Below are 22259 nucleotides of genomic sequence, written 5' to 3' on the forward strand. Positions count from 1 at the left end.
CACCCTTAATCCCCCGCGAAGCAGACGCCACGGTCTCGAATCAATAACCGTTGTTCTGCAACAACTGCGCAACGCTCGCCGCCGCCGGACGCTTATAGAACTTCAGCAGTTCGCTGGCGCGGTTGGTGAAGATGCCATCGACGCCGGCATCCGCCACTTTCTGATAATCCACGGCATCGTCGATGGTGTAGACGTGCACCAGCAAGCCCTGATCGTGGGTGTACTGGTTCATCCACGGTTTCACCAGGTCCGAATAGCTCTGATCGCCACCCTTGGTCAGCGCGGCCGAAGGACCGGTACCGATAGCGCCCTGGGCCTTGGCGTACTCGACCCATTGCTGGAATTCGGCTTTGTCTTTCGGTTCCTGTCTGGCGTAGTAAGTCGCTTTGTCCTTGTCACCGGACTCGGCGAACGTCACTTTGGATTTCGGCTCGATGCTGCCTTCGCCTACCCACAGCAGCAGGATTTTCGGCACTTTCGGCATTTCCTTCTCGAGCAGTTCGAGGCTGCTCTTCTCGAAGGTCTGCAGCACCACCTTGCCTTTACCCTGGCCAACCGCCAGATCGCTCTTCGCCAGTTTCGAACCGGTCGGGCTCAGCCAGCCGCGATCCTGGAGTTTGTCCTTGAGGTCGCGCTCGATGCCGGGAAACTGCTTCGGCTCTTTGGTTTCGATGTACAGGCCAGGCTTGTGCAGGGGATTGCCTTGGGCGATGTCGATGATTTCGTCCAGGGTCAGGATCTTCAGACCCGCGTAGCTCGGACGCGCGCGATCCGGGTAAGCGGCGTTGAACCAGCTGCCGGCATCCAGGGTTTTGAGTTCGGCGAGGGTGAATTCGTTGGCCGGGCTGTCCTTGCGTTCAGGGAACTTGGTGGCGACGTCGGTGGTGCGTTGCAGGTTGTTGTCGTGCAGGGCAAATAGCACGCCATCCTTGCTGCGTTGCAGGTCCATTTCCAGGTAATCGGCGCCCAGGTCGCGGGCCAGTTTGTAGGCCGCGGCAGTGGATTCCGGTGCATCGAAGGATGCGCCGCGGTGGGCGATCACCGCCGGGTGCGGAATGCCCTGGCGGGTCGCCAGTGCGGTGGGGCTTGGCTCGCTGGCGGCCTGTGCCTGGCCGAGGCCGAGCATCAGGCTCAGCAACAGGGCGCTTTGGGTGAAGGTAACAGGCATGGTCGAAGTCCTTTTGCGATAGGTTTTCAAAGACGTATCTTTTAGCAACTGAGCGCCGCTCGCGCTATCGTCAGACCGACATAAACGTGTTTAAAGGAGATGTTTTCAACGCTTTTGTGCGCTCCTTTGCAGTACTCTTGAGCGAGGCGTTTCCCCGGCAGAGGGAAGCCCGTTCGCTTGCCCTGCGTGTAAACCATCGAGCACCGGTCCTTTGTGGCCTTTTGTGAGGTTTACCATGCGCATCACTTCCGAACTCATCTGCCAGGCCGCCGACCAACTCAAAGGCTTTGTCGGCCTCAATCGCAAGACCGGCCGCTACATCGTGCGCTTCAGCGAAGACGCCTTCGGCATGGATGTGGCCGACGACGGCATCATCCCCGCCCGTGAGTTCGTCTGGGCCCCCGGCCCCGCGCAGACCATGACGCTCAAGCGCGAGCTGATCCAGCTGCTGCTGGACCAAAACATCGACGACCGGATCAACATCACTGAGCCGTTGCGGGTGTACATGAACCGGCGGGAAGTACCGGAAATCTCGGCGGTGAGGTGTCTGGTGCAGAGCTGAATATTGCGCTGACTTGGCTGGCCCTATCGCGAGCAGGCTCGCTCCCACATTAGTTATGGGTCGATCACAAGACCAATGTGGGAGCGAGCCTGCTCGCGATGGCGGTTTAAAGAACGCCGCAGTAATCACTGCTCGAACAGATACGCCCGCTCACGCACCCCGGGCCGATTCCACGCCAAGGAAGCCGGGTTGTTCGCGGGCCAGTTCCACCATGCGTTCGGCGGCCTGTTCATAACCGTGATCGCCGTCGGTGCGCAGCGAGGTGAAAATCACCGCGTAGTAAGGCGTTTCAGGTGTCTGGGCGATCAAGGTTTTTGCCTCGCACAGGCTTCAATCAACGCCCTGACCAACGGCGGCAGCAAGCCCTTGAGCGCGGCGCGTTCCGGCTGGAACAGTGTCGCGACAAAGAACGGATGATCTTTTAGCTCCACCGCCCGCAGGTCCCCCGCCGAATCGTGGCCAACCGCGTGTAGCTGTTGCTTCAATAGCTCCCGTTCAAACTCAGGATTCACACCATAACGGCAGCGATATCCCTCACGGATCTCAGTATTTTCGTACGCCTTGGCGATCAACGAACCTTCAACCAAATGAATGCTGTCGACGGCCTCCACCAGCGCGCAGGTCAGCGGCGTGAGTAACGCCCGCGTCGCCTCGGGCGATGTCTCGCCGTGTTCGGCATCTTTCCAGCCCAGAACGTTACGGGCGAATTCGAGTACCGCGTGCTGAAAACCGCCACACGTGCCGAGGAACGGTCGCCGCTGTTCCCGGGCAAAACGGATCGCCCGTAACGCGCCATCCATGTCGCGATAAGGGCTGGCGGGTACGCACCAGAAACCATCGAAGTCACTCAGAGGCGTCTCGGCGTTGATGCAGTCGGTGGCCACCCATTGGACCTGTATGTTCCTGCCTGAGTGTTCGGCGGCCATGCCGAGGGCGACGGGGATGGCTTGATGGGCGGTGACTTGAGGGTCGTGATCGCCGATCAGGGCGATGCGAATGGCGCTGGTTTCCATGAGTGATCTCGACGCTTGTTGATTCCTGGTGCCCACTATAGATTGGCGTTCACGCAATCAATATTGGCGTTATCCCAAGTGATCAATGCATCGATGCACTATCGGCTGGACTACCCGGATCTGTCCCTGATTCTCGCTTTGGTGCGCGGCGGCTCTCTGGCCCGGGCCTCGGCGTTGTTGAAGGTCGATGTCTCGACGGTGTTTCGCGCCGTCCGCCGACTGGAAGCCGCGCTGGGCCAGCAACTGTTCGACAAGAGCCGCGCCGGATACTTGCCCACCACGCTGGCGCAGACTTTGGCCGAGCAGGCTGAGCGTGCCGAACAAGCGCTGGAGGCGGCGCGCATTGGCGTGGAGCAGGGCGGTGAGGTCATCAGTGGCACCGTGCGCCTGACCTGCACCGATTCGGTCCTGCAAAGTCTGCTGTTGCCGGCGCTGGCGCGGTTCATGCCGTCTTACCCGGTGCTGACCCTTGAACTCTGCACCTCCAACGACTTTGCCAACCTCAGCCGCCGCGATGCCGACATCGCCTTGCGGCTGACCCGTACGCCGCCCGAGCATTTGGTTGGCCGGCGTCTGGCGGACATTTCCTACCGGGTTTGTGCCAGTTCGGCCTATCTGCAATCGGTCGATTCCCACGATCTGGCCTCATTGACCTGGATCGCCCCGGACGACTTTCTGCCCGATCACCCCACTGTTGCGTGGCGGCGTCAGCAATTGCCTGGCGTAACACCCGGTTACCGCTGCAACAGCATGTTGTCGGTGACCGAGTTGGTGCGGGCCGGGCTGGGCGTCGCGGCGTTACCGGACTTTCTGATCGGTGACGGACTGCAACCGTTGACCGAGCCTTTGCACGGTTATGACACCGCGCTGTGGTTGCTGACCCGCCCGGACTGCCGCGCGTTGCGCTCGGTGGTGACGTTGTTCGATGAATTGGGGCAGGCGCTGAAGTTGCCTTGAGTCGGATCACGCCTTCGGTGGCTCGTTGCCTACGAAGTGTTGATGTATTTGCGACGTCAGGCTTTCGACACGCTCGGTCAGGGTCTTGGTGATTTCGGTGAGCCGGGTGTTTTGTTCCAGCAACTCCATCAGTTGCGCAGTGGTTTGCGCAGCCTGGGCCTGACGTTCACTGTTGGCGATGGCCAGGGCTTCACGATGTCGCGCATCGGCATCTGACTGGGCTTTGTCCCGCGCCGCCTGACGCGTCTGGGCCAGCAAAATCAGTGGTGCGGCATAGGCCGCTTGCAGGCTGAACGCCAGGTTTAGCAGGATGAAGGGGTACATATCGAAATCGGTCACGCCGGACAGGTTCAGGCAAATCCAGACCACCACAATCAGGGTTTGAGCACCGAGAAAAGTCGGTGTGCCGAAGAACCGCGCGAACGCCTCGGCGCGCAGGGCAAAGCGGTCGGTACCGAAAGTAGGTGCCAGGTGAGCGTGAGGGCGATGGAAGCGCAGGTGATCGACGGGGCCGGTAGGTTCGATTTCGGTTTCGCGGGTCGGGGTGCTCATGATGCTCTCTGTATCGTGCTGGGACTGAGGCTCACTATAGTCGCCAGCGCCAGTTTCATTCTGAAACACATTGCGGTGTTCTATTCAGAGCGACCGATCAGCGATAACGCGGCGGACATTGTCATTTTTTACAGCTCGTTTCAGCGCTCATAACAGGCCAGGAACATGTCCAGCGCCGACTCCACCACGGTGTGCTGCATCTCGGGCGACAGGCCTGGCTGGCCCATGGAGATCTGTGGCCAGAACGCAAAGGACTTGAGCAATCCCTGGACCTGTTGCGCGGCGAACTCAGGCGCGGCCGGTTTCAATCGACCATCGGCCTGGGCGGCGCGAATCCACACGGTCAGGTTTTCTTCGCGCTCACCCATTCGGGCGACCATGTTTTGCGCACGCTCGGGAGAATGGATGGTGGCGGCGATCGCCACCCGCGCCAGGTCGAGAAAATTCTCATCGGCCAGCATCTGCAGTTTCGTCTGCAACATCAGACGCAACTGATCGCGCAAGGGCAGGTCAGGGCGGTAGGCCGTTTCCTGTACGGCCGTCACCCGCGCCCATAATTGATTGAGGATTTCGGCAAACAACTCTTCCTTGCTCGGGAAGTGGTTGTACACCGTGCGCTTCGACACGCCAGCGGTGGCGGCGATCTTGTCCATGCTGGTGATGTCGAAACCGTTGGCACGGAATTCGGCAATCGCCGCCTGGATGATGGCTTCGCGTTTACGGTCGGTGAGGCGCTGTGGAGCTGTCATAAATACGCTTCGGCAGGAAGAAGTGGAGAATTACACTTGGTAGTTTACTTGTGATCGGCTTTGATGCAACCTAGAAACTACACTGTGCAGTGTAATGTTTTGTTAATCCTGCACAGTGAAATATAGAATCTCCGGCTGATGCGTGCGTGCCTTGGCCATTAATCGTCCCAAGCGGAAAATCGCCAATCGTGCGGTTTTTCTGGAGTCATTCAGTCATGACCACCTCAACTTCCCCAACGGATAATGCCTCAACGCCTGAAGCGTCTCGACAGGCTCAAGGGCAGTACCGAAACCATGTGCCCGTGCAGCGCGAAGGCTTTCGCAAAACCTTGCGCATCCTGTGGAACTTCATCTTCCACAAACCGCATGACACCCGGCCGTCGGCCCCCGTCCCGGTGCAAACCCTGACCCAGGCAGCGTTGATCGCCGCGCCCAACCACAGCGTCTATCGTCTCGGCCACTCCACGGTACTGCTCAAGCTGCGGGACAAATTCTGGATCACCGATCCGGTCTTCGCCGAACGTGCCTCGCCAGTGCAATGGGCCGGCCCCAAGCGTTTCCACCAACCACCGATCAGCCTCGAAGACCTGCCGCCGATTGAAGCGGTGATCCTGTCCCACGATCACTACGACCACCTCGATTATCAGGCCGTACTCAAACTGGCGGACAAGACCCGTTACTTCCTCACACCGCTGGGCGTGGGCGACACCCTGATCAAGTGGGGCGTCGACGCCAGCAAAGTGCGACAGCTGGATTGGTGGCAGGGCACCGAGGTCGATGGCCTTCAATTCGTCGCCACACCTTCGCAACACTTTTCCGGGCGTGGCCTGTTTGACGGCAACAGCACCCTTTGGGCGTCGTGGGTGATGATCGACGGCGACACGCGAATCTTCTTCAGCGGCGACAGCGGCTACTTCGACGGCTTTAAACGCATCGGCGAACAGCATGGCCCGTTCGACCTGACGCTCATGGAAACCGGCGCCTACAACGTCGAGTGGCCACACGTGCACATGCAGCCCGAGCAAACCCTGCAAGCGCACATCGACCTTAAAGGGCGCTGGTTGCTGCCGATCCACAACGGCACCTTCGACCTGTCGATGCACGCCTGGTACGAACCCTTCGACCGTATTCTGGCGTTGGCCTGGGAGCGGAACGTGTCGATCACCACGCCGCGGATGGGCGAGGCGTTCAATGTGATGTACCCGCAACGTGGTCACACTTGGTGGCTGGGATTGGAAGGTGCAAGCGATCAGGCAACAGTGCAGAACGCTTGATGTTGTGCTGCCGGGGCGCCTGCCGTGCAAGCGCCCCGGTTTTTTTATCTGCGTTCGTCCAGTAACAGGTTTGTATATTCCGAGATTTTTGCCACGGTCAGATCGCAACATTCTCCACGGAGTATTTCGTTCAGTTCCTCCTCAGACAATCCGAGCCGATGGGCAGCCTCAGCCTGACTCAACCGACCGGTTTCGAGGAGCATGCCTATCTTCATAACGTATTCGGCTTTGGCCCGCATCTGCTGAAACCTCACTCAACCATCGCATAATCCGCCCGCCCCACCGGGGCCGGTGTCGACCCTTTCACGTTCATCCCTCTCCCCGGTGCAAACCCCGGGAAAAACGCCAAACCTTGCGATTCAAACCGATACGCCAACGCCAGCCGGGTGACATCCAGCACATCACGCTCCGCCTCGAATCGCTGAATGGCATCAATGGAAACCCCGGATTCCTCAGACAACTCTTCCACACTCCAGCCCAGCATCGCTCGGGCCTGGGCGCAGTGGGCGGGGGTGAACTGGAAGAGGGCGATACGTTCCAGGGTGATTTTCATCGCAAGAGAGGCCATGGTGTTCTCCGGGTTCGAAAGTGGCGATTCGATAAGGTACTGTGTTTTTGTACAGTTGTTTTGAGTCCGGATCAAACTCATTTTTTTGATCGATTCTCTTTTTATGCTCAGGCAGGGGCGCTGGAGCGACTACGCTACTTCTATGCGGGCTCCTGAACGCCCAGTGGGTTTTCAATACCGTCAGCAGCAATGATTGAACGTCAGCCTTCTGATCTTCAATGCAGGAAAGGTGGCGTTTCAAAAGCAGTGCGCCACAGCGTTATGCGGGGAAGGGAATCATGAAAAGACTACGTCTGCTATGTGCCCTGATCAGTTTTACAAGTCTGCCCGTCCTGGCCGATATGGCATCGCCAAACAAAGATGCCTTTGTCACCAACCTCATCAATCAGATGACCCTCGACGAAAAAATCGGCCAGCTGCGGCTGATCGCTATCGATGAAAAAATGACCCCCGAAAAGATTTGCCAGGAGATCACAGCCGGGCGAATCGGGGGGACGTATGGCTCTGTAAGCCGTTACATCAACCGCCCCATGCAGGACGCGGCTCAACAAAGCCGTTTGAAAATACCGATGTTTTTCGGCTGGGACGTGATACACGGTCATCGAACCATTTTTCCCATCGGCCTGGCCCTGGCCTCCAGCTGGGATATGGACGCCATCGAGTTGAGCGGTCGAACGGCGGCGAAAGAAGCCAGCGCTGACGGTATCGATCTGACCTTTGCACCGATGATAGATGTCGCCCGTGATCCTCGCTGGGGACGTACATCCGAAGGCTTCGGTGAAGACACCTATCTGGTTTCGCGCATTGCCAAAGTGATGGTTCAGGCCTACCAGGGCCAAAGCCTGAATGCACCCGACAGCATCATGGCCAGCGCCAAACACTTCGCGTTGTATGGTGCTGTCGAGGGTGGACGCGACTACAACAGCGTCGACATGGGCCTGGCCAGGATGTACCAGGACTACCTGCCACCTTATCGCTCAGCGATCGAGGGTGGCGCGGGAGCGGTGATGGCGGCGCTTAACTCTATAAATGGTGTGCCGGCAGCGGCCAATGCATGGTTGATGCAAGACCTGCTTCGCAAAGCATGGGGCTTCAAGGGGCTGGTCATCAGCGACCATAACGGGGTCACCGATCTGGTTCAGCATGGTGTTGCGAGGGATCATCGCGAAGCGGCCAGGCTCGCCATCAGGGCCGGCATTGATATGAGCATGAACGACTCCTCCTATGGTCCGGAGCTACCCGGGCTGCTTGAGTCTGGCGCTGTTTCCCAGAGCAATATCGATGACGCGGTGCGGGAAGTCCTGGGTGCCAAGTACGACATGGGGCTGTTCGAAGACCCTTATCGGCGCATCGGCATTGCCAGTGAAGACCCCGCGGATACCAACGACGAAAACCGTCTGCACAGAGCGCAGGCCCGTGAAGTGGCACGCAAGACGTTGGTGCTGCTGAAGAATGAAAACGGGCTCTTGCCGCTAAAAAAAGAGGCGGCGATTGCGCTCATCGGCCCGTTGGCAAAAAGTGCCGTCGACATCATGGGCAGTTGGTCTGCAAGCGGCGTGGCCTCGCAATCGGTGACGATCTACGACGGGCTGAAAAACGCTATGGATAAGGGCTCGCTGATCTATGCCCGAGGCGCCAATCTCACGGAGGATCCTGAGGTTGTTGATTATCTGGGAGTGTTCGAAGTCAAGAACGACGCTCGCCCGGCAGCAGAAATGATTGACGAAGCGGTCAAGGCCGCAGAACAAGCCGATGTTGTGATTGCAGTGGTGGGCGAGCCCCGCAGCATGTCCCATGAAGCAGCCAGTCGAACCAGCCTCGATCTGCCAGGGCGGCAGAGTGAATTGATCACCGCCCTGAAAGCCACCGGCAAGCCGCTGGTCCTGGTATTGATGAACGGTCGGCCACTGTCCATCGGCAAGGAACAGAAACAGGCCGACGCGATTCTGGAAACCTGGTACAGCGGCTCCGAGGGGGGCAACGCCGTTGCCGATGTCTTGTTCGGCGACTACAACCCGTCGGGCAAGTTACCCATCACCTTTCCACGCTCCGTGGGGCAGATCCCGAGTTACTACAGCCACTTGAACACCGGTCGCCCCTACCTGCCAGGTGCGCCTCGCAACTACACGTCTCAATATTTCGATCAATCCTATGGTCCGCTGTATCCCTTCGGCTATGGGCTGAGTTATACAGATTTCAGCCTGACCGACATGGCCCTGTCTTCGACCACACTGAACAAGACCGAGAACCTCGTCGCCAGCGTCATGGTGAAAAATACCGGCCAGCGCGACGGCGAAACAGTGGTTCAGCTGTATATCCGCGATGTCGTCGGCTCCGTCAGCCGCCCGGTCAAAGAACTGAAGAACTTTCAAAAAATCATGCTCAAGGCCGGAGAGGAGAAAGCGGTCCATTTCAGCATTGATGAGAACGACTTGAAGTTCTTCAACGCCCAGCTGGAATACACCGCCGAGCCGGGCGAGTTCCGGGTGCAAATCGGTCTGGATTCCCAGGATGTGAAGGAGCAGAGTTTTGAGTTGCTGTCAGAACAAGGCAGTGGCTAAGGCCGCTCAGTCAAGACAATGAAGTGCCAAGCGCAGAACCTGTGGCGAGGGGGCAAGCCCAAATGCCTATCAGCTAAGGTGCACAACTTGTGGGAGCGAGCCTGCTCGCGATGACGGCGGTACATTCAGCATCCATGTTGGCTGACCCGCCGCTATCGCAAGCAGGCTCGCTCCCACATGGATTGCGTTTAACTGACTGGCATCAGCAGCCGCGACCTCTCTATTTCGCCCCCTCCAACCAAACGGACGGTGCCTGCCCCAGCACACGACGAAACATCGTCGAGAACGCCGCCGGGCTGTCGTAGCCAAAATCCAAAGCAATCCGCGTCACCGGCGTACCCACCGCCAGCCGTGCCAACACCAGCACCACACAAGCCCGCTGCCGCCATTGGCTGAAACTCAGGCCGGTCTGTTGACGGAACAGACGATTGAACGTACGCAGGCTGATATGCAACCGATCAACCCATTGTTGCGGCGATTGATGAGTGTTCGGTTGCTGGAGAAACGCCTGACACAACCCGAGCAGTCGCGAATCCATGGGCAACGGAATGTACAACGGCAAGTGAGCGCTGCGGGCCAGTTCATGCAGCAGCAAGTCGATCAACGCACCGTCGCGCCCGGCCTCGTCGTATTCCTGCGCTTGGGTCGCTGGTGGGGATTCGGCTGGCTACGCCGTGGATCGGGCGGATACCGGATCGGGTGCATGCGTGGGTTTATATTGGTTTGCTGGTGGTGGTGATGCTGAGTATGTGCGCCAAGTAAGGTTGGAATCTGTGGGCTTATTCGCAAGAATAGGCCTTTGCATTATTCAACATTTCACGCAGGAGAACGTCATGCCGATCCTCGAAAGCGACTGGAAGAAATTCAAGGAATTGCGCGAGATTGCGCTCGATCGTTTCTGCCTGGGTGTGCTCGCCGATGCCGAAACCATCGCCCAGCACAGTGCGCTGTCGCCTCACGCCCGGTACAGAATGCTCTACCGTCTCACCCGTGATCGGGACAAAGATATCGTTCATACCTTCGACCTCTGTAGCCGTTCCAGTGCGCTCATGGCTTTGAGAATGATGGTCATGCATGATCTGTTGACCGACGCGGAATTATCTATCCTCAGCGAAGAAACGCGTGAAAAAATTTCCGGTGTTATTCGTCAGCCTTACGAGCTTGAGTGGGTTGAAGAGATCGTGCGACCAGACTGAGCGACATAACCCTATTAATCAAAGGATCAGGGATGTTGATCTTCAACTGCACCGAAGCAGCCAGCACCTTCTTCAGCCGCGTCCACAAGGGCAAGAAAATGACTCCCGTGGAGAAACCGCCATCGTTCGTTATCGAGGACGATGAGCAGGGTGACTCAGCCGAACAGTGGCTGGTCCACGCCATCACCGTTCAACGCAAGCACGTGTTGTTCGTCATCCATGTGGAAACCCGTTATTGCATGATTTTCGCGGACGCGAAAAAGGCTGACGTGGAAGGTTTTGTTCAACGGTTTGCCGAGCGATGGATCAATGGCCTGATACGCCATGCGGGGCAGAACGATATCCTGCAGTGGGTTAACGATGAGCCGATGATGGAGCGTTTCCAGGAAAACTGCGGCCAGTACACGTTTTACAAACGCGGTCATCGCGGTGCGCAAAAACACATCAACGAGATCGCCTGGATTTTTGAGGATTGCGCCGCCGAATGGGGATCTCTGCCTTCGGACGAATACTCGGCTGGCCGTTTCGATGGTGATATGAACTACACCCTGAGAGGCGGTAAAGGGCACAAGGACTATTACTTTCCGGATGAGGAAATGATGGTCCATTGGTTACGCCAGTACTGCGGCCTCGACGAGTCAGGCATACAGGCTGCGCGTGATCGGCGCAAAGAAGTGAGACGGGAAACTCGAGAACTGATGCATCAGTTTGATCAGGGTTGATTGGACCATATCGATTCTTGGACGCTGCTTCGCCATAATCCGTGCCACGATTTCACGAGTAGACGCTCGCTTCTTTCAAGGATGTTTTGATGTTCAAAGGATTGTTACGCCTGGCGCCAGTCGCCACGCTGTTACTCATGCTGTGTTCCACTGCTCATGCCGAGGACGGGAGACGAGTGTTCACCGGCACCCTGGGCAAGATGCCGATCGTGCTGGAACTCAACACCAACCAGCCGGACGAAGTCACCGGCCGCTACTTCTATGAGAAATACCATCGCGACCTGGAGCTGAGCGGCTCGCTGCAAGAAAAGACCCTGACGCTAACCGAAGGCAACAATCGCTACAGCGAAGACAAACCCCAGCCAACCCTGAAGTTGCAAGAAACGGCCAACGGCTGGCAAGGCGAATGGAAAGGCCCCAAGGGCAAAGTTCTGCAAATGCAATTGACCGAGGCCAAGATCCCGGCACCGGCTGCAGACGTCTTGCCCTTCATCGCCGCGCTGCCGAAAAGCGACCCTTACGAATATCTGCGCTTGCGAGGCTTGAAACTCAAACCGGGCAAGAAAGAGTCTTTCATGGGCTACGACCTGCAATGGTGGACGGAGCCCGCGTCCGGTCTCTCCATGTTCAGCATCGAGTCCGGCTACCCGAAAGCTGACCAGCAGCGGATCAATCAGCAATTGTTGGAGCGGCTCTGGAGCGAAGTCATCAACTACCACGGCTGCTTGCTGGGAGGTGGGGAGTTTGCCGAGTTCGACCAAGGTGTCGCCCCCCAATTCCTATCGCCCGATGTGGTCAGCCTGAACATCTCCACCGGCTACAGCTGCGGCGGCGCTCACCCGGATTTTGGCAATTCGCCGATTAACCTCGACGTTCACACCGGTCATAGCCTGTCGCTGGAAGACGTGCTGTGGATTGGCCAAGGCAAGCCGCTGCTGCATGCCGACCGCTACGGCGCTGGCGATACATCCTTGACCGAGGAAGAGAGCAACGCACGATTCACCTATCAGCGCGAAGTGTTCGTACCATGGCTGATCAAGCAATTCAGCGCGCTGTACCCCGATGAAATGCAGAAGCCGGCGGACGAGGAAGGCTGCGACTACACCGACGAAAGCGTTTGGGGTTATTCCAACTGGCACTTCACCGTAAAAGGCCTGTACCTGGGACCGTACTTCGCCCGCATACAACGCAATTGCGATGATCCGGGCTGGTCAGTGCTGCCGTACGCCGTGGTCAAGCAACATCCCGGCGGCGTGGCTGTGCAACTTCCCTGAGGTTGGGTTACATAAGTATTGCGGACTTGGTGCGTATGGCTTCAAGCAGCACCTGGTCATCCCCCACGAGCATGTGCTCGTTTATACAAGGATGATGTTATGTTCAAAGGACTGTTTCGTCTGAGCGGCGTTATCGCGCTGGCGTGCACAACTTTTTCTACCGCGCTGTGGGCTGAAAACGGTACTCAGGTCTACACCGGAACCGTGGGCAAATCGCCGATTGTGCTGGAGGTGAACGCCAACGGCGGTGAGGGGCGGTACTTTTATCAGAAGTACCGCAAGGACTTGGTGCTCACCGGCAAAAAAGAAGGCGAAATCCTGGTCCTTGACGAAGGAAACCAGAAGTATGGTGAGGATACAGCCCTCCCGCAAATTCGCTTGCAACCCAAGCCCAACGGCTGGTCCGGCGAATGGACCAGCCCTCAGGGCAAAGTCCTCAAGGTCGAGTTGCAGCAAGCCACTCTCCCGCCAGTGTCCGCCGACACCTTGCCCTATCTCGCAGCACTCCATGAAAACTCGCCTTACGAATATTTGCGGCTTCAAGGCATGAAGCTCAAACCAGGAAAGACTGAAACGTTCAACGGCTACTCACTGCAATGGTGGAGCGAGCCGCAAACAAAGACGACGCTGTTTGAAGTCGTTTCGGGCTACGCCACTGAAGAGCGTCAGCGCATCAATCAACAGTTGATGGGGCGCTTGTGGCAGGAAGTGGTGGGTTATTACGGATGTCTCGCTGGCGGTGGCGTGAACTTCTACTACCAAACGATCAAACCGGTGTTGATGACGCCTTCGGTCATCAGCGTGAACATTGGTACTGAGTACAACTGTGGCGGCGCTTACCCGGATCAGAACGATGTACCGCTTAACCTCGATGCCAAGACCGGCAAGCCCTTGGTGCTTGAGGATATTCTTTGGATAGGGGAGGGCAACCCCCTGCATTACGAAGAACTCTATGGAGAAAGCGACCAATCACCTGACACGTTCACCGCGTTTTCTGCGTACCGTTCCAACGAGCTCGCGCCATGGCTGGTGGCGCAGCTCAGTAAGCTTTATCCAGATCAAATGACCAGTGATGAGGATTGTGCCTACAGTGACGAAGACCGGTGGCGTTACCTGTCTTGGTACTTCACTGAAAACGGTATCAAGCTAGAGCCATCATTTGCTCATGTAGACGCTTCATGTGGGCATGTTGAATGGAGCGTCCTGCCTTACAACCTCATCAAACAACACCCCGGCGGCGTAGCGCTGCAACTGCCTTGAGGCTGGGTTACGTATGGCTTTCAAGCCGCACCTGGCTATCTCCCGCGAGCACGCGTTCATTTATACAAGGATGATTTGATGTTCAAGGGGCTGTGGCGTTTGATCGGCATTGTTGTGCTGGTGTGCTCAACCTTTTCTACTGCGCAGGGGGCCGACGGTGGCAAGCAGGTTTACATCGGAACATTAGGCCAATCGCCGATAGTGTTGGAGATGAACACCCATAACCCTGATGGCGTGAGTGGGCGTTACTTCTACCAAAAATACCGCAAGGACTTAATGCTCAGTGGCAGTAAGGACGGCGAGACGCTGGTAGTCGATGAGGGTAACGATAGCGATCATGAGGACACGCCGCGCCCGAAAATTCGTCTTCGGCCCACGCCCAATGGCTTGTCTGGGGAATGGACCAGCCCCCAAGGCAAAGCCCTGAAGATAGAATTACTGCAAGCAAAACTACCACCGGTTCCTGCTGGTACTTTGCCTTATCTCGCTATGCTTCATGACGTGACGCCTTATGAGTACTTGCGCCTGCAAGGTATGAAACTCAAACAAGGCAAGACCGAAACCTTCATGGGCTACACACTGCAATGGTGGAGCGAGCCGCAATCCAGGATGTCGATGTTTGAAGTGGTCTCGGGTTACACCGCCGAAGAGCAGCAACGCATCAATCAGCAGTTGATGGGGCGTTTGTGGCAGCAAGTCGTCATCTTCCATGATTGCCTCACCCAGGTCGGCATGAACACCTATAGCCAAACGGCCGATCCGTTGTGGATGTCACCCTCGGTGATCAGCGTGAACATCAGGGCCGAGTCCAACTGTGGCGGGTCTTATTCCGATGAGGACGACATGCCATTCAATCTCGAAACCAAGACCGGCAAGACCCTGGCGCTGGAAGATGTGCTTTGGATAGGACGGGGCGAGCCGAAGCATTACGAACTAAGCGAGCTCGACGACAAGGCGTCCTATGATGCTTATCTCGCCTATTCCGAATACCGCACCAAAGAATTGGCACCGTGGCTGGTGGGTCAATTGCGTACGCTCTATCCCGAGCAAGTCACCAGCTCGACTGATCGAAATGATGATTGCGTCTACGGTGAAGAGCAGTCGTGGATCTTCCCTTCCTGGTATTTCACCGACAAAGGCATCAAGTTGCTGCCTGCATTTGCCCACAACCAAGCCATGTGCCGAAACGTGGAATGGAGCATCCTGCCGTACAACCTGATCAAACAACACGCTGGGCATGTGGCATTGAAGTTGCCCTGACGCTGAATTACTTATCCGCCAACCCCGGCGCTTCCCGAATAATGAAGTGATCCAGGTTCTCAATATTGGCACTGAACACCCCGAACGTCTGTTCGGGGTTTTTCATGCTCGGCACCTGCTTCAACGCTCTTGTCCGCCGCCACCGTTGGGTTGGGCTGCTTTATTTACTCATACACCGTCACCCGATTGCGCCCGACCTTCTTCGACGCATACAGCGCGTGGTCCGCCCAGGTGATCAGGTCGGTGTAGTTGGTCGAGGGCTGACTCAGATCGGCCACCCCCAGGCTGATGGTGAAACGGATGCTCTGGCCGTTGTGCAGCACTTCCAGCCCTTCGATTGCCTTACGCAGACGCTCGGCGATATCCCGTGCACCGCTCTTGTCGGTGTCTGAAAGCACCACGGCGAACTCTTCACCGCCATAACGCCCGGCCACATCGGTGTCGCGCACATGCTCACGGACCAGCCTGGCGACTTGCTCGATGACCTTGTCGCCCGCCTGGTGACCATAGGTGTCGTTGACCCGCTTGAAGTGGTCGATATCGAACATCACCAGGCTGATGGCATTGCCATAGCGCTGGTGCCGGGCATAGGCGACTTTCAGGTTTTCTTCCCAATGACCACGGTTGTACAGCCCCGTCAGCCGATCGGTACTGGAGAGTTGTTGCAGTTGCGCATTGGCGGCCTGGAGCTGATGCCGGTTGGCGGCGACGTCGGTGACGTCATAGATCACCAGGCAGATATGGTTAATTTTGCTGTCGGTGGAGCGCAGCGGGAACAACGTGGTGTTCTGGTACATGAACGCTTCCTGGCCGGTGATCGGCTGGTAGTTCTTGAACCGCACCAAATACGGGCGCTGCTCCCAGACAGTGAACGCTGGTGTGCCCAGGGTCACGACGCTTTCCACCTTGCGGCGGAACCATTGGCGGTCGATTTCGGGAAACAGACTGAAGAAATACTGATTGTGAGCATCCTTGGGCTGTACCCCGGAGCGGTTCTCCATGAAGGCGTTCCAGACCTGCACGCAGTAGTCGCGGTCGAGCACCACCACACCGACGTCGATGCTCTGGACGATCGCCAGCAACCAGTGAAACTCGTTCAGATCGATAGGATCGTTCATGGCTCAATTCATCAAGTAGGCGAGTTTGTGGGTCAACCGCTCGATTGAGTCTTCCGTGAACAGCAACAATAGGTCGAAACGAATGTCTTGCCCTTCCAGGCTGTAGCTGATTTCCACCGCCAGGGTCTTTTTCCAGCGCTTGTGATTGACCCGGATCAGCTCATCGATGGCCGCGTGCTGGCCGAGGACCTGCGGGTGACCTTGGGAAAACGCCACATCGATCTGTTCGGCAATGCTGCTCAGGCAAGCACCGATCAGAACGCTGGAGAGGTCCAGCAGCATTTCCAGGTCTGAATAGTCGGCGCTCTGGCGTTGCATCAATTGCGCGATGTCAGCGATTTCCGAGTCGTGAAACATCAGCAGGGCTTCGCCGGCAATGCCACTGCCGATAAAACCCTGGCAGATGGCCGTGAGTTGCTTGCGACTGCTGGCATCGGTCAGCGCCATGTGCAACTCGCCGACCTCGAGGATGTTCACGTTCGGTACCGGCAACTGCACAAAGACGCCCAACACCTTGGCGATCAGGGCGGCCGCCCGGCCGATGGCAACGTTGACCGTTTCGCGGAACACATCGTGAAAACTGATGACGGTGTTCGCCGCCGGACGACTCCCCAGCAACGCCTGGCCGGGCTCCATCAGTAGCCCTAGCTGACTGAGTGTCTGGCGCAGCTCGTGTTCGTCGAAAGGCTTTTTAAGGAACGCCAGCGCACCCAGCTCACGCACGCGACGCACCGCTTCTTCCTGAACGTCACCAGAGATCACGATGACGTGCGCCTTCAATCCTTCGGCGCGCAAGGCGCTCAACACCTGATAACCATCCATCTTCGGCATGGTCAGGTCGAGCAGCACCACCTGCCCCAACCCCCGGCGTATGGCCTCCATTGCCTGGTGACCATTACCGGCCTCGGTGACCGACACCGGCCAATCCGCCGGCAGTGCCCGTAATACTTGCTTACGAGCCATGCTGGAGTCGTCACAGACCAGTAGGGGAATCACTGACACAGATAAGCCACTCATCAGGGAAAATACTAGCGGCATCATGTCACAAGCTTACAAAGGCCACCTAACAAACGAGGTCTTACTAAGGACGACGTCCGGCAGGGTGAGCGAATGACTATTTACTCGCCAACCCCGGCGCTTCACGAATGATGAAGTGGTCCAGGTTCTCGATATTGGCACTGAACACGCCGAACGTCTCTTCGGGGTTTTTCTTGCTCGGCACCTGCTTCAACTCCGGCGTCACGCCATAAAAGAAGCAGTACAACTCGGCATCACTGTCGACGGCGTGCTTGATCTCGTCCAGAAACGCCTTGCGCTTGCGGTAGTTGTCGATCAGCTTCTTGCTCAAGTAAACGTTGACCGAATAGGGCTTCTTCTTCGCCTCGCCCGGTTGCTTGACCCAGACCTTTTGTTCGAAATCGATGCGAAAGCTCTGGGTGTAATCCTTGATCTCCTTGATTTTGCCCCAGTAAATCAGCCCCTTGTTGTCCTGCAGGTATTCGATCTTCTTGAAGAACGATCCATAAGGCGCCGTGTGCTCGCCAATCTTCAGCGGCATACGCTTGAGCAGATCCTTGTCCTCGAAGTTCGACACAAAACACTCCACCGGATGGGCGAAGACACTGGTCTTGTCCGGCGCCGACTCCCGGCTCGGATGCTCGACGTTACTGGCCGCTGAAGTGGGTGTTGGGTCATCCCGCATGACATCCGCCGCCACCGCTGGGTTGGACGGCTTGCGCACATACTCACGCCGAGTCAGCAACAACTCCGACGGGAAATGCTCCTCCCGACTGTCATCCGATTCCGCCCCGTCCGCCTCCAGGCCCGACGCCGGCGTCTTCAGGCTGACATAAGGACAACCCTCGACATGCCGGGTGCTGGGGATGTTCTTGAAGTGCGGCGTGCGTACGTAGTTCACATTCTTGGCGTTGAACGTTCCCAACACGTTGGCGGCATCGAATGCCAAACGGCAGGCATTGTTGGGGCACTGGAAGTGCTCCTTGGCGGAATCGAAGTTCATCGTCTCGTCGAAATTCAAATCGCGCACGTCATAGATCGACAGCTTTTCGTCGAGGCTGAGGCAGTAGGCGAGGTCGAATTTCATGGTGGGCTCGGGTCCTTGAGTGGGGAAGGGTATTAATAGCGGGAGGCGGGGCGGGTTGCACTGACTGTTTTCAACACACCGCAAATTCTGTGACAACAAACCAAACCTGTGGGAGCGAGCCTGCTCGCGAATTTCGGCAGCAACTGGGCCGATCTATCGAGCGCTAACTCTGCAGCAACGCAACACACTGTGGCGAGGAAGCTTGCTTCCGCTGGGCTGCGCAGCAGACCCAAATCGGTAAACGCGGTGCATCAGGCAGATCGAGTTGTCTGCATAGCGACTGCTTCGCAGCCGAACGGGAGCAAGCTCCCTCGCCACGAATTGCATTCAGCTCAATTACTCACGTCTCAGCCGTGCGACGTTGTCATAAAGCCAAGCAGTAAACTCATCCCTATCGCTTGAGTAGTGACAACGTCTATGACAATTAGGGCATAACGCCACGGCGTTCTTCGGACGATCCGAGCCTTTCTTGGCCAAATGCTTAACATGATGGACTTCAAGGTAAGGCAATCCGTCAGAGCGCAGAAAAGGAGCTTTTTGCTTGCATCCTTCGCAGCGGCCTTCGGATTGTTTCAATATCCAATCGGAGATCTTCTTCGCCCGTGCATACCTAATCGTTGCGGTGCTGATATGTATGGGATTCAGAATTCCTTCCGGCACGTCGTCAGCATGGGGTGGGGCAGCCTCTAACAGCCTATAAGTAACCTGCTGGTTCGCTGGCTCGGGTGTAAGACGGAAGCGGTCGATATTTTTCTCGGCAAGTATTTTTCGAACCCGGCTGCTGATTCCGGTGCCGACGTTCTTTGCAGGTACATAGCCAACAATGTGTCTCAGACCCATTTGCGCCATTACGGCCGAAATGTTTTGCATGCGGTACTCAACCGATGAAGCACTGCGCTTGCTCAACGGTCCTTCGCGCAAAAGACGATTCTCGTCAGCCTTTTTTATCGGTTGATTGCTCAATTCGAGACTCAGCATCTTTAGGTAAGCATCAACCGAAGCCTCAAGCTCCTGATCATCCCAGCCAGTTCTTTCTTTTGGAGTGCCCATACAATCGCCGAGGGTTGGAAACCCTCGGACGATACTGAGTGGCCATTACACCTGTCTACGAAAATTCCTACAGAAAAGACCGACGTATCGCTCAAGCGATCCTACAGAGACATCACCGCACTAACCCACCGAATGCTTCGACGATTGAAACACCTCCACCACCTTCCGCCACCAAGGCTTAACCACCGGCACCCGCCGCCGCGTGCGATTGAGCAACAGATAAGGCATGTCCCGCAGCCGAATCCAGCCTTCATCCTGCCAATGCAACAGACTCAATGACATCTCCGGCCAATCCAACAAACTCAACATCGGCCGATCCGTGTTCTTCGACTGCCCCGCATCACGCAGAGCTGGCACCACTTGATGAGTCAACCACTCACGCAATAACCGATTCCCTGGCGCGTAGTGATAGACCAGCAATGCATAAACACCGGACTCGCTGAGCATCAACCGCTTCTCCGGTTGGCCGTGATACTCAATCAACAGCGTATGCCGCTGATCCTCGTCGAGCTTGCTGACGACACGATCATTCAGATGGAAGCCCATCAAGCGACCCAAATCGCGGGCGCAGAACCATGGCTGGTTTTCCAGAAGGAGGGCGTGAAGATGGAGGTTTTGGCGGGTGAAGACTGTGGGGATGTAAGGATCAGACATGGCGAGCCTCCAGGAATGGAAGCGCGTGGGCAATGAAGCAGCTAAAGCAGATTACCTTCGGAGAGAAGGAGAGATTTTTAGGCATATCCTTTACCTCTGTGTGATGTCAGCTTTCTTAGGGCTGGGTGCCGGGAGTTAAGAAACCCCACACAGAGGGCCGGACATATTCCCCTTTCGGGTCTTGTATTCGCCCACTCCCGGCATAACAGAGATTTTCTGATGCCCACGGGGAAACCGTAGGCACAAAAAAGCCGCTTCTGTCGGGTGCGGTCAGTCCGCTGTGTGAGGTGTTTCTTAGGCACCGGCTTGAGAGGGTATGGTTTGAACGGGAGATGGTCAAGGCAGACTTCTTTGATTATTGTGTTTCTAAATCGAGCTTGGTGCGAGGCTCTCTGCTAGCATGACTTCTGAATGCTAGCGTTAGCAGTAGAAAAGTAGGTAGTAGATATAGCAATGAGAAATTACCGGGAATTGAGTAGGATTTTTTCCACTAATTGTGTGGAAGGTCTTGCGGGCGGAAACGTTGAGCATGTTCTTGATGTTTCGCGCTCTTATATGGATTCCTTACCTCGGATTTTTACTCCTGCCGATGTTTATGAAGTCTGTTACAAAGATCTCAGCAGGAACTATAGATTTGAGTATTTTTTTAAGAATGTTGTTGCGAATAAAATTGCTCTTGGGCGGCATAAGCTTTCAACCGCCACTCTAATATCTGAGTTTAGAGTAGGGAATAATAAAGCTGATTGTGTGGTTTTGAATGGTAATAGCACCTGTTATGAGATAAAAACCGATCTTGATAATTTTTCAAGATTGAATGATCAATTGAATGCATATGAGAAAATCTTTGATAAGACGTTTGTGGTAGTGGCAGAAACTCATAGAGAGTATGCGCTAAAAAATATCAATGATAGCGTTGGATTGATTGTTCTTACTGGCAGAGACACTTTGTCAGAGGTCCGGAGTGCGAGGCTCGTTAGGAGCAAAATAGACCCAAAGGTTTTAATTCGCTCCTTACGCCAACCTGAATACTTTTCAATGGCTTGTCAGATTGAAGAAGCACCGCGAGGGCTTTCAAATACTGAAATTTTCAGTTGGTGTGAATCGGTTTTTTTGAAAGCCGATGCGGATTTGTTGCGAACAATTTTTTGTAAGACTCTAAAGGATACACGGCGATCAAGTCGGGAGTTTTCGCTTGCGTTACCACGAACGTTGCTAATGGCCAGCCTTAGCGTAAAGCTTTCAAATGCTAAGAAAAACAATCTAATGAGGGTGCTTAACTCTCCAATTTAAAGGGATGTTTGATGTATTTTCCTATATTAAAGGGTAAGCAAAATGAATTGATAGCATTGCGTGAGCTGTCAGAGATCATCGATGCTCAATATATAAAGCCAGTCGTTGAGCCTGTAAGGGAAAATATATCTCCCTTAAAAAGAACTATAAAGCAGCTGGCGGATAATGGGATAATACCACTTGTGGTAATAAATCCGTCTCTAGGTGATTATGCCGGTGGCGAGGACTTAATAAGTCAATTTTTACAGGAGGAAGAGGGGGCTTATTTACCTTGTGTCAAGATCAAGAGTCCTCAGGATTCTGCCGCGATAGGGCTTTTTCAATCTTTTCGTGGTCGGGCGGCAGCCTATATTGAAAGTAGCGTCGATAGAGCAATGGTAGATGTAATCAATGAGTCGGTGTACACGCTGGTAAATCCAGTTAGAGTCAGTTCGGCGGCGTTTGCACAGCTCAGAAATAAGGTTGTGTATGGAGATTTCTTTAAAAAGGAAGTTAAGAACTCTGATTATGCTGAAGACTCTTTGTTTTCAGGGCTGCACACCGAGTACCGAGAGTTTGATAATGTTGTCGGATTTGGTGATTTCACTATCTTAAGTGAGGATTACTCTGAGTCAGGCGGGCCTGCATATGTAGTGGCTGTGCATCTGTCATACATAAATCGAGAAGAATACGACGCTATGCATGTTCGGCATTTTTCTTCTTATGATGACCGTACCCCTACAAACCCAGGCGGCAAGTTTATGGATGCTCTGAATAAGCTTGTTCAGTATGTTACTGTCAATCCTAATAAGTTTACTCGGACAACCGGTCTGGGTGAGTTTTTTACTCTTCATGCTTCAAGGCACTATCCTGGTCTTGGGCATGTGAAAAAAATCTCGATAAAACATCATATTGAAACAACGTGTCACTACATTCAGGGGCATTGAA

At 55.6% G+C, this 22259-nt stretch carries 22 protein-coding genes and 3 pseudogenes; 12 read left to right on the top strand and 13 right to left on the bottom strand.

Going from position 1 to position 22259, the window contains the following annotated elements:
• Positions 1 to 40: 40 nt before the first annotated feature.
• Positions 41 to 1168 (bottom strand): glycerophosphodiester phosphodiesterase, encoded by a 1128-nt coding sequence (locus QMK51_RS07210; RefSeq protein ID WP_320393576.1) that lies wholly within the window; start codon positions 1166 to 1168, stop codon positions 41 to 43.
• 235 nt (positions 1169 to 1403) lie between these two features.
• Here QMK51_RS07210 and QMK51_RS07215 point away from each other — a divergent pair, with 235 nt between their 5' ends.
• Positions 1404 to 1730, top strand: a complete 327-nt coding sequence (locus tag QMK51_RS07215; protein WP_320393577.1) for a DUF2025 family protein — start codon at positions 1404 to 1406, stop codon at positions 1728 to 1730.
• A gap of 153 nt (positions 1731 to 1883) precedes the next feature.
• Here the strand turns inward: QMK51_RS07215 and QMK51_RS07220 are convergent.
• Both QMK51_RS07220 and QMK51_RS07225 read right to left on the bottom strand, forming a co-directional pair.
• Positions 1884 to 2039, bottom strand: a pseudogene (locus QMK51_RS07220) (antibiotic biosynthesis monooxygenase family protein); the annotation flags it as partial.
• A complete protein-coding gene (locus QMK51_RS07225) occupies positions 2036 to 2743 on the bottom strand; it encodes a CTP synthase (RefSeq protein WP_320393578.1) in 708 nt (235 codons plus the stop codon). The gene QMK51_RS07225 and the pseudogene QMK51_RS07220, both read right to left, overlap by 4 nt.
• A 15-nt stretch (positions 2744 to 2758) precedes the next feature.
• Between QMK51_RS07225 and QMK51_RS07230 the strand changes: the two genes are divergently transcribed.
• Positions 2759 to 3700 (top strand): LysR family transcriptional regulator, encoded by a 942-nt coding sequence (locus tag QMK51_RS07230; RefSeq protein ID WP_320393579.1) that lies wholly within the window; start codon positions 2759 to 2761, stop codon positions 3698 to 3700.
• 6 nt (positions 3701 to 3706) lie between these two features.
• Here the strand turns inward: QMK51_RS07230 and QMK51_RS07235 are convergent, their stop codons facing one another.
• Both QMK51_RS07235 and QMK51_RS07240 read right to left on the bottom strand, forming a co-directional pair.
• Entirely contained in the window at positions 3707 to 4252 is a 546-nt protein-coding gene (locus QMK51_RS07235) for a DUF1003 domain-containing protein (RefSeq protein WP_320393580.1), read from the bottom strand.
• Between the two features lie 140 nt (positions 4253 to 4392).
• Complete coding sequence (locus QMK51_RS07240) at positions 4393 to 5001, bottom strand: TetR/AcrR family transcriptional regulator (RefSeq protein WP_320393581.1); 609 nt, start codon at positions 4999 to 5001, stop codon at positions 4393 to 4395.
• Positions 5002 to 5216: 215 nt separating this feature from the next.
• Here QMK51_RS07240 and QMK51_RS07245 point away from each other — a divergent pair, with 215 nt between their 5' ends.
• Complete coding sequence (locus tag QMK51_RS07245) at positions 5217 to 6275, top strand: MBL fold metallo-hydrolase (protein WP_258699471.1); 1059 nt, start codon at positions 5217 to 5219, stop codon at positions 6273 to 6275.
• Positions 6276 to 6319: 44 nt separating this feature from the next.
• On the opposite strand, the gene QMK51_RS07250 is transcribed toward QMK51_RS07245, so the two are convergent.
• Positions 6320 to 6514 carry an XRE family transcriptional regulator gene (locus QMK51_RS07250; protein WP_258699472.1) on the bottom strand — a complete coding sequence of 65 codons (195 nt, stop codon included), beginning with the start codon at positions 6512 to 6514 and terminating at the stop codon, positions 6320 to 6322.
• 11 nt (positions 6515 to 6525) lie between these two features.
• Positions 6526 to 6843: a helix-turn-helix transcriptional regulator gene (locus tag QMK51_RS07255; protein ID WP_320393582.1), complete on the bottom strand. Its 318-nt coding sequence runs from the start codon at positions 6841 to 6843 to the stop codon at positions 6526 to 6528.
• A gap of 278 nt (positions 6844 to 7121) precedes the next feature.
• Here QMK51_RS07255 and bglX point away from each other — a divergent pair, with 278 nt between their 5' ends.
• Complete coding sequence (gene bglX, locus QMK51_RS07260) at positions 7122 to 9404, top strand: beta-glucosidase BglX (RefSeq protein ID WP_320393583.1); 2283 nt, start codon at positions 7122 to 7124, stop codon at positions 9402 to 9404.
• 220 nt (positions 9405 to 9624) lie between these two features.
• On the opposite strand, the pseudogene QMK51_RS07265 reads toward bglX, so the two are convergent.
• Positions 9625 to 10038 (bottom strand): annotated as a pseudogene (locus tag QMK51_RS07265) (helix-turn-helix domain-containing protein); the annotation flags it as partial.
• Positions 10039 to 10043: 5 nt separating this feature from the next.
• Here QMK51_RS07265 and QMK51_RS07270 point away from each other — a divergent pair.
• From QMK51_RS07270 to QMK51_RS07295, 6 genes and pseudogenes are all read left to right on the top strand, one after another.
• Positions 10044 to 10166: pseudogene (locus QMK51_RS07270) on the top strand (sulfite exporter TauE/SafE family protein); the annotation flags it as partial.
• Between the two features lie 71 nt (positions 10167 to 10237).
• Positions 10238 to 10600, top strand: coding sequence for a hypothetical protein (locus QMK51_RS07275; protein WP_258699474.1), 363 nt, complete (start codon positions 10238 to 10240; stop codon positions 10598 to 10600).
• A 32-nt stretch (positions 10601 to 10632) separates the two neighbouring features.
• The gene (locus tag QMK51_RS07280; RefSeq protein WP_258699475.1) at positions 10633 to 11322 is read left to right on the top strand and encodes a DUF6933 domain-containing protein; all 690 of its coding nucleotides are present in this window, start codon (positions 10633 to 10635) and stop codon (positions 11320 to 11322) included.
• 89 nt (positions 11323 to 11411) lie between these two features.
• On the top strand, positions 11412 to 12596 hold the full coding sequence (locus tag QMK51_RS07285; RefSeq protein WP_320393584.1) for a hypothetical protein: 1185 nt from the start codon (positions 11412 to 11414) through the stop codon (positions 12594 to 12596).
• Between the two features lie 99 nt (positions 12597 to 12695).
• Positions 12696 to 13856: a hypothetical protein gene (locus QMK51_RS07290; RefSeq protein ID WP_320393585.1), complete on the top strand. Its 1161-nt coding sequence runs from the start codon at positions 12696 to 12698 to the stop codon at positions 13854 to 13856.
• Positions 13857 to 13934: 78 nt separating this feature from the next.
• Complete coding sequence (locus QMK51_RS07295) at positions 13935 to 15116, top strand: hypothetical protein (protein WP_320393586.1); 1182 nt, start codon at positions 13935 to 13937, stop codon at positions 15114 to 15116.
• Positions 15117 to 15280: 164 nt separating this feature from the next.
• Here the strand turns inward: QMK51_RS07295 and QMK51_RS07300 are convergent, their stop codons facing one another.
• The 5 genes from QMK51_RS07300 to QMK51_RS07320 form a co-directional block, all read right to left on the bottom strand.
• Positions 15281 to 16234 (bottom strand): diguanylate cyclase, encoded by a 954-nt coding sequence (locus QMK51_RS07300; RefSeq protein ID WP_320393587.1) that lies wholly within the window; start codon positions 16232 to 16234, stop codon positions 15281 to 15283.
• A gap of 3 nt (positions 16235 to 16237) precedes the next feature.
• Entirely contained in the window at positions 16238 to 17251 is a 1014-nt protein-coding gene (locus QMK51_RS07305) for a response regulator (RefSeq protein WP_320393588.1), read from the bottom strand.
• A gap of 97 nt (positions 17252 to 17348) precedes the next feature.
• A complete protein-coding gene (locus tag QMK51_RS07310; protein ID WP_320393589.1) occupies positions 17349 to 18338 on the bottom strand; it encodes a hypothetical protein in 990 nt (329 codons plus the stop codon).
• 336 nt (positions 18339 to 18674) lie between these two features.
• Positions 18675 to 19388, bottom strand: a complete 714-nt coding sequence (locus QMK51_RS07315; protein WP_320393590.1) for an HNH endonuclease signature motif containing protein — start codon at positions 19386 to 19388, stop codon at positions 18675 to 18677.
• A 120-nt stretch (positions 19389 to 19508) separates the two neighbouring features.
• Positions 19509 to 20042, bottom strand: a complete 534-nt coding sequence (locus tag QMK51_RS07320) for a Bro-N domain-containing protein (protein WP_320393591.1) — start codon at positions 20040 to 20042, stop codon at positions 19509 to 19511.
• Positions 20043 to 20495: 453 nt separating this feature from the next.
• On the opposite strand from QMK51_RS07320, the gene QMK51_RS07325 reads away from it, so the two are divergent.
• Together QMK51_RS07325 and QMK51_RS07330 are read left to right on the top strand one after the other, a co-directional pair.
• Entirely contained in the window at positions 20496 to 21332 is an 837-nt protein-coding gene (locus tag QMK51_RS07325) for a sce7726 family protein (RefSeq protein ID WP_320393592.1), read from the top strand.
• An 11-nt stretch (positions 21333 to 21343) separates the two neighbouring features.
• Positions 21344 to 22258 (top strand): sce7725 family protein, encoded by a 915-nt coding sequence (locus QMK51_RS07330; RefSeq protein ID WP_320393593.1) that lies wholly within the window; start codon positions 21344 to 21346, stop codon positions 22256 to 22258.
• Position 22259: the final 1 nt, after the last annotated feature.

It is taken from the genome of Pseudomonas sp. P9_31 (assembly GCF_034008235.1).
Classification (GTDB): Bacteria; Pseudomonadota; Gammaproteobacteria; order Pseudomonadales; family Pseudomonadaceae; genus Aquipseudomonas.

What these genes read in the sequence shown, in the direction of transcription:
- QMK51_RS07235 (WP_320393580.1), bottom strand. Translation starts at nt 4,252, where the DNA reads ATGAGCACCCCGACCCGCGAAACCGAAATCGAACCTACCGGCCCCGTC.
- QMK51_RS07310 (WP_320393589.1), bottom strand. Translation starts at nt 18,338, where the DNA reads ATGAAATTCGACCTCGCCTACTGCCTCAGCCTCGACGAAAAGCTGTCG.
- QMK51_RS07250 (WP_258699472.1), bottom strand. Translation starts at nt 6,514, where the DNA reads ATGCGGGCCAAAGCCGAATACGTTATGAAGATAGGCATGCTCCTCGAA.
- QMK51_RS07305 (WP_320393588.1), bottom strand. Translation starts at nt 17,251, where the DNA reads ATGAGTGGCTTATCTGTGTCAGTGATTCCCCTACTGGTCTGTGACGAC.
- QMK51_RS07210 (WP_320393576.1), bottom strand. Translation starts at nt 1,168, where the DNA reads ATGCCTGTTACCTTCACCCAAAGCGCCCTGTTGCTGAGCCTGATGCTC.
- QMK51_RS07295 (WP_320393586.1), top strand. Translation starts at nt 13,935, where the DNA reads ATGTTCAAGGGGCTGTGGCGTTTGATCGGCATTGTTGTGCTGGTGTGC.
- QMK51_RS07275 (WP_258699474.1), top strand. Translation starts at nt 10,238, where the DNA reads ATGCCGATCCTCGAAAGCGACTGGAAGAAATTCAAGGAATTGCGCGAG.
- bglX (WP_320393583.1), top strand. Translation starts at nt 7,122, where the DNA reads ATGAAAAGACTACGTCTGCTATGTGCCCTGATCAGTTTTACAAGTCTG.
- QMK51_RS07240 (WP_320393581.1), bottom strand. Translation starts at nt 5,001, where the DNA reads ATGACAGCTCCACAGCGCCTCACCGACCGTAAACGCGAAGCCATCATC.
- QMK51_RS07325 (WP_320393592.1), top strand. Translation starts at nt 20,496, where the DNA reads ATGAGAAATTACCGGGAATTGAGTAGGATTTTTTCCACTAATTGTGTG.
- QMK51_RS07280 (WP_258699475.1), top strand. Translation starts at nt 10,633, where the DNA reads ATGTTGATCTTCAACTGCACCGAAGCAGCCAGCACCTTCTTCAGCCGC.
- QMK51_RS07245 (WP_258699471.1), top strand. Translation starts at nt 5,217, where the DNA reads ATGACCACCTCAACTTCCCCAACGGATAATGCCTCAACGCCTGAAGCG.
- QMK51_RS07285 (WP_320393584.1), top strand. Translation starts at nt 11,412, where the DNA reads ATGTTCAAAGGATTGTTACGCCTGGCGCCAGTCGCCACGCTGTTACTC.
- QMK51_RS07315 (WP_320393590.1), bottom strand. Translation starts at nt 19,388, where the DNA reads ATGGGCACTCCAAAAGAAAGAACTGGCTGGGATGATCAGGAGCTTGAG.
- QMK51_RS07320 (WP_320393591.1), bottom strand. Translation starts at nt 20,042, where the DNA reads ATGTCTGATCCTTACATCCCCACAGTCTTCACCCGCCAAAACCTCCAT.
- QMK51_RS07255 (WP_320393582.1), bottom strand. Translation starts at nt 6,843, where the DNA reads ATGGCCTCTCTTGCGATGAAAATCACCCTGGAACGTATCGCCCTCTTC.
- QMK51_RS07290 (WP_320393585.1), top strand. Translation starts at nt 12,696, where the DNA reads ATGTTCAAAGGACTGTTTCGTCTGAGCGGCGTTATCGCGCTGGCGTGC.
- QMK51_RS07330 (WP_320393593.1), top strand. Translation starts at nt 21,344, where the DNA reads ATGTATTTTCCTATATTAAAGGGTAAGCAAAATGAATTGATAGCATTG.
- QMK51_RS07225 (WP_320393578.1), bottom strand. Translation starts at nt 2,743, where the DNA reads ATGGAAACCAGCGCCATTCGCATCGCCCTGATCGGCGATCACGACCCT.
- QMK51_RS07215 (WP_320393577.1), top strand. Translation starts at nt 1,404, where the DNA reads ATGCGCATCACTTCCGAACTCATCTGCCAGGCCGCCGACCAACTCAAA.
- QMK51_RS07300 (WP_320393587.1), bottom strand. Translation starts at nt 16,234, where the DNA reads ATGAACGATCCTATCGATCTGAACGAGTTTCACTGGTTGCTGGCGATC.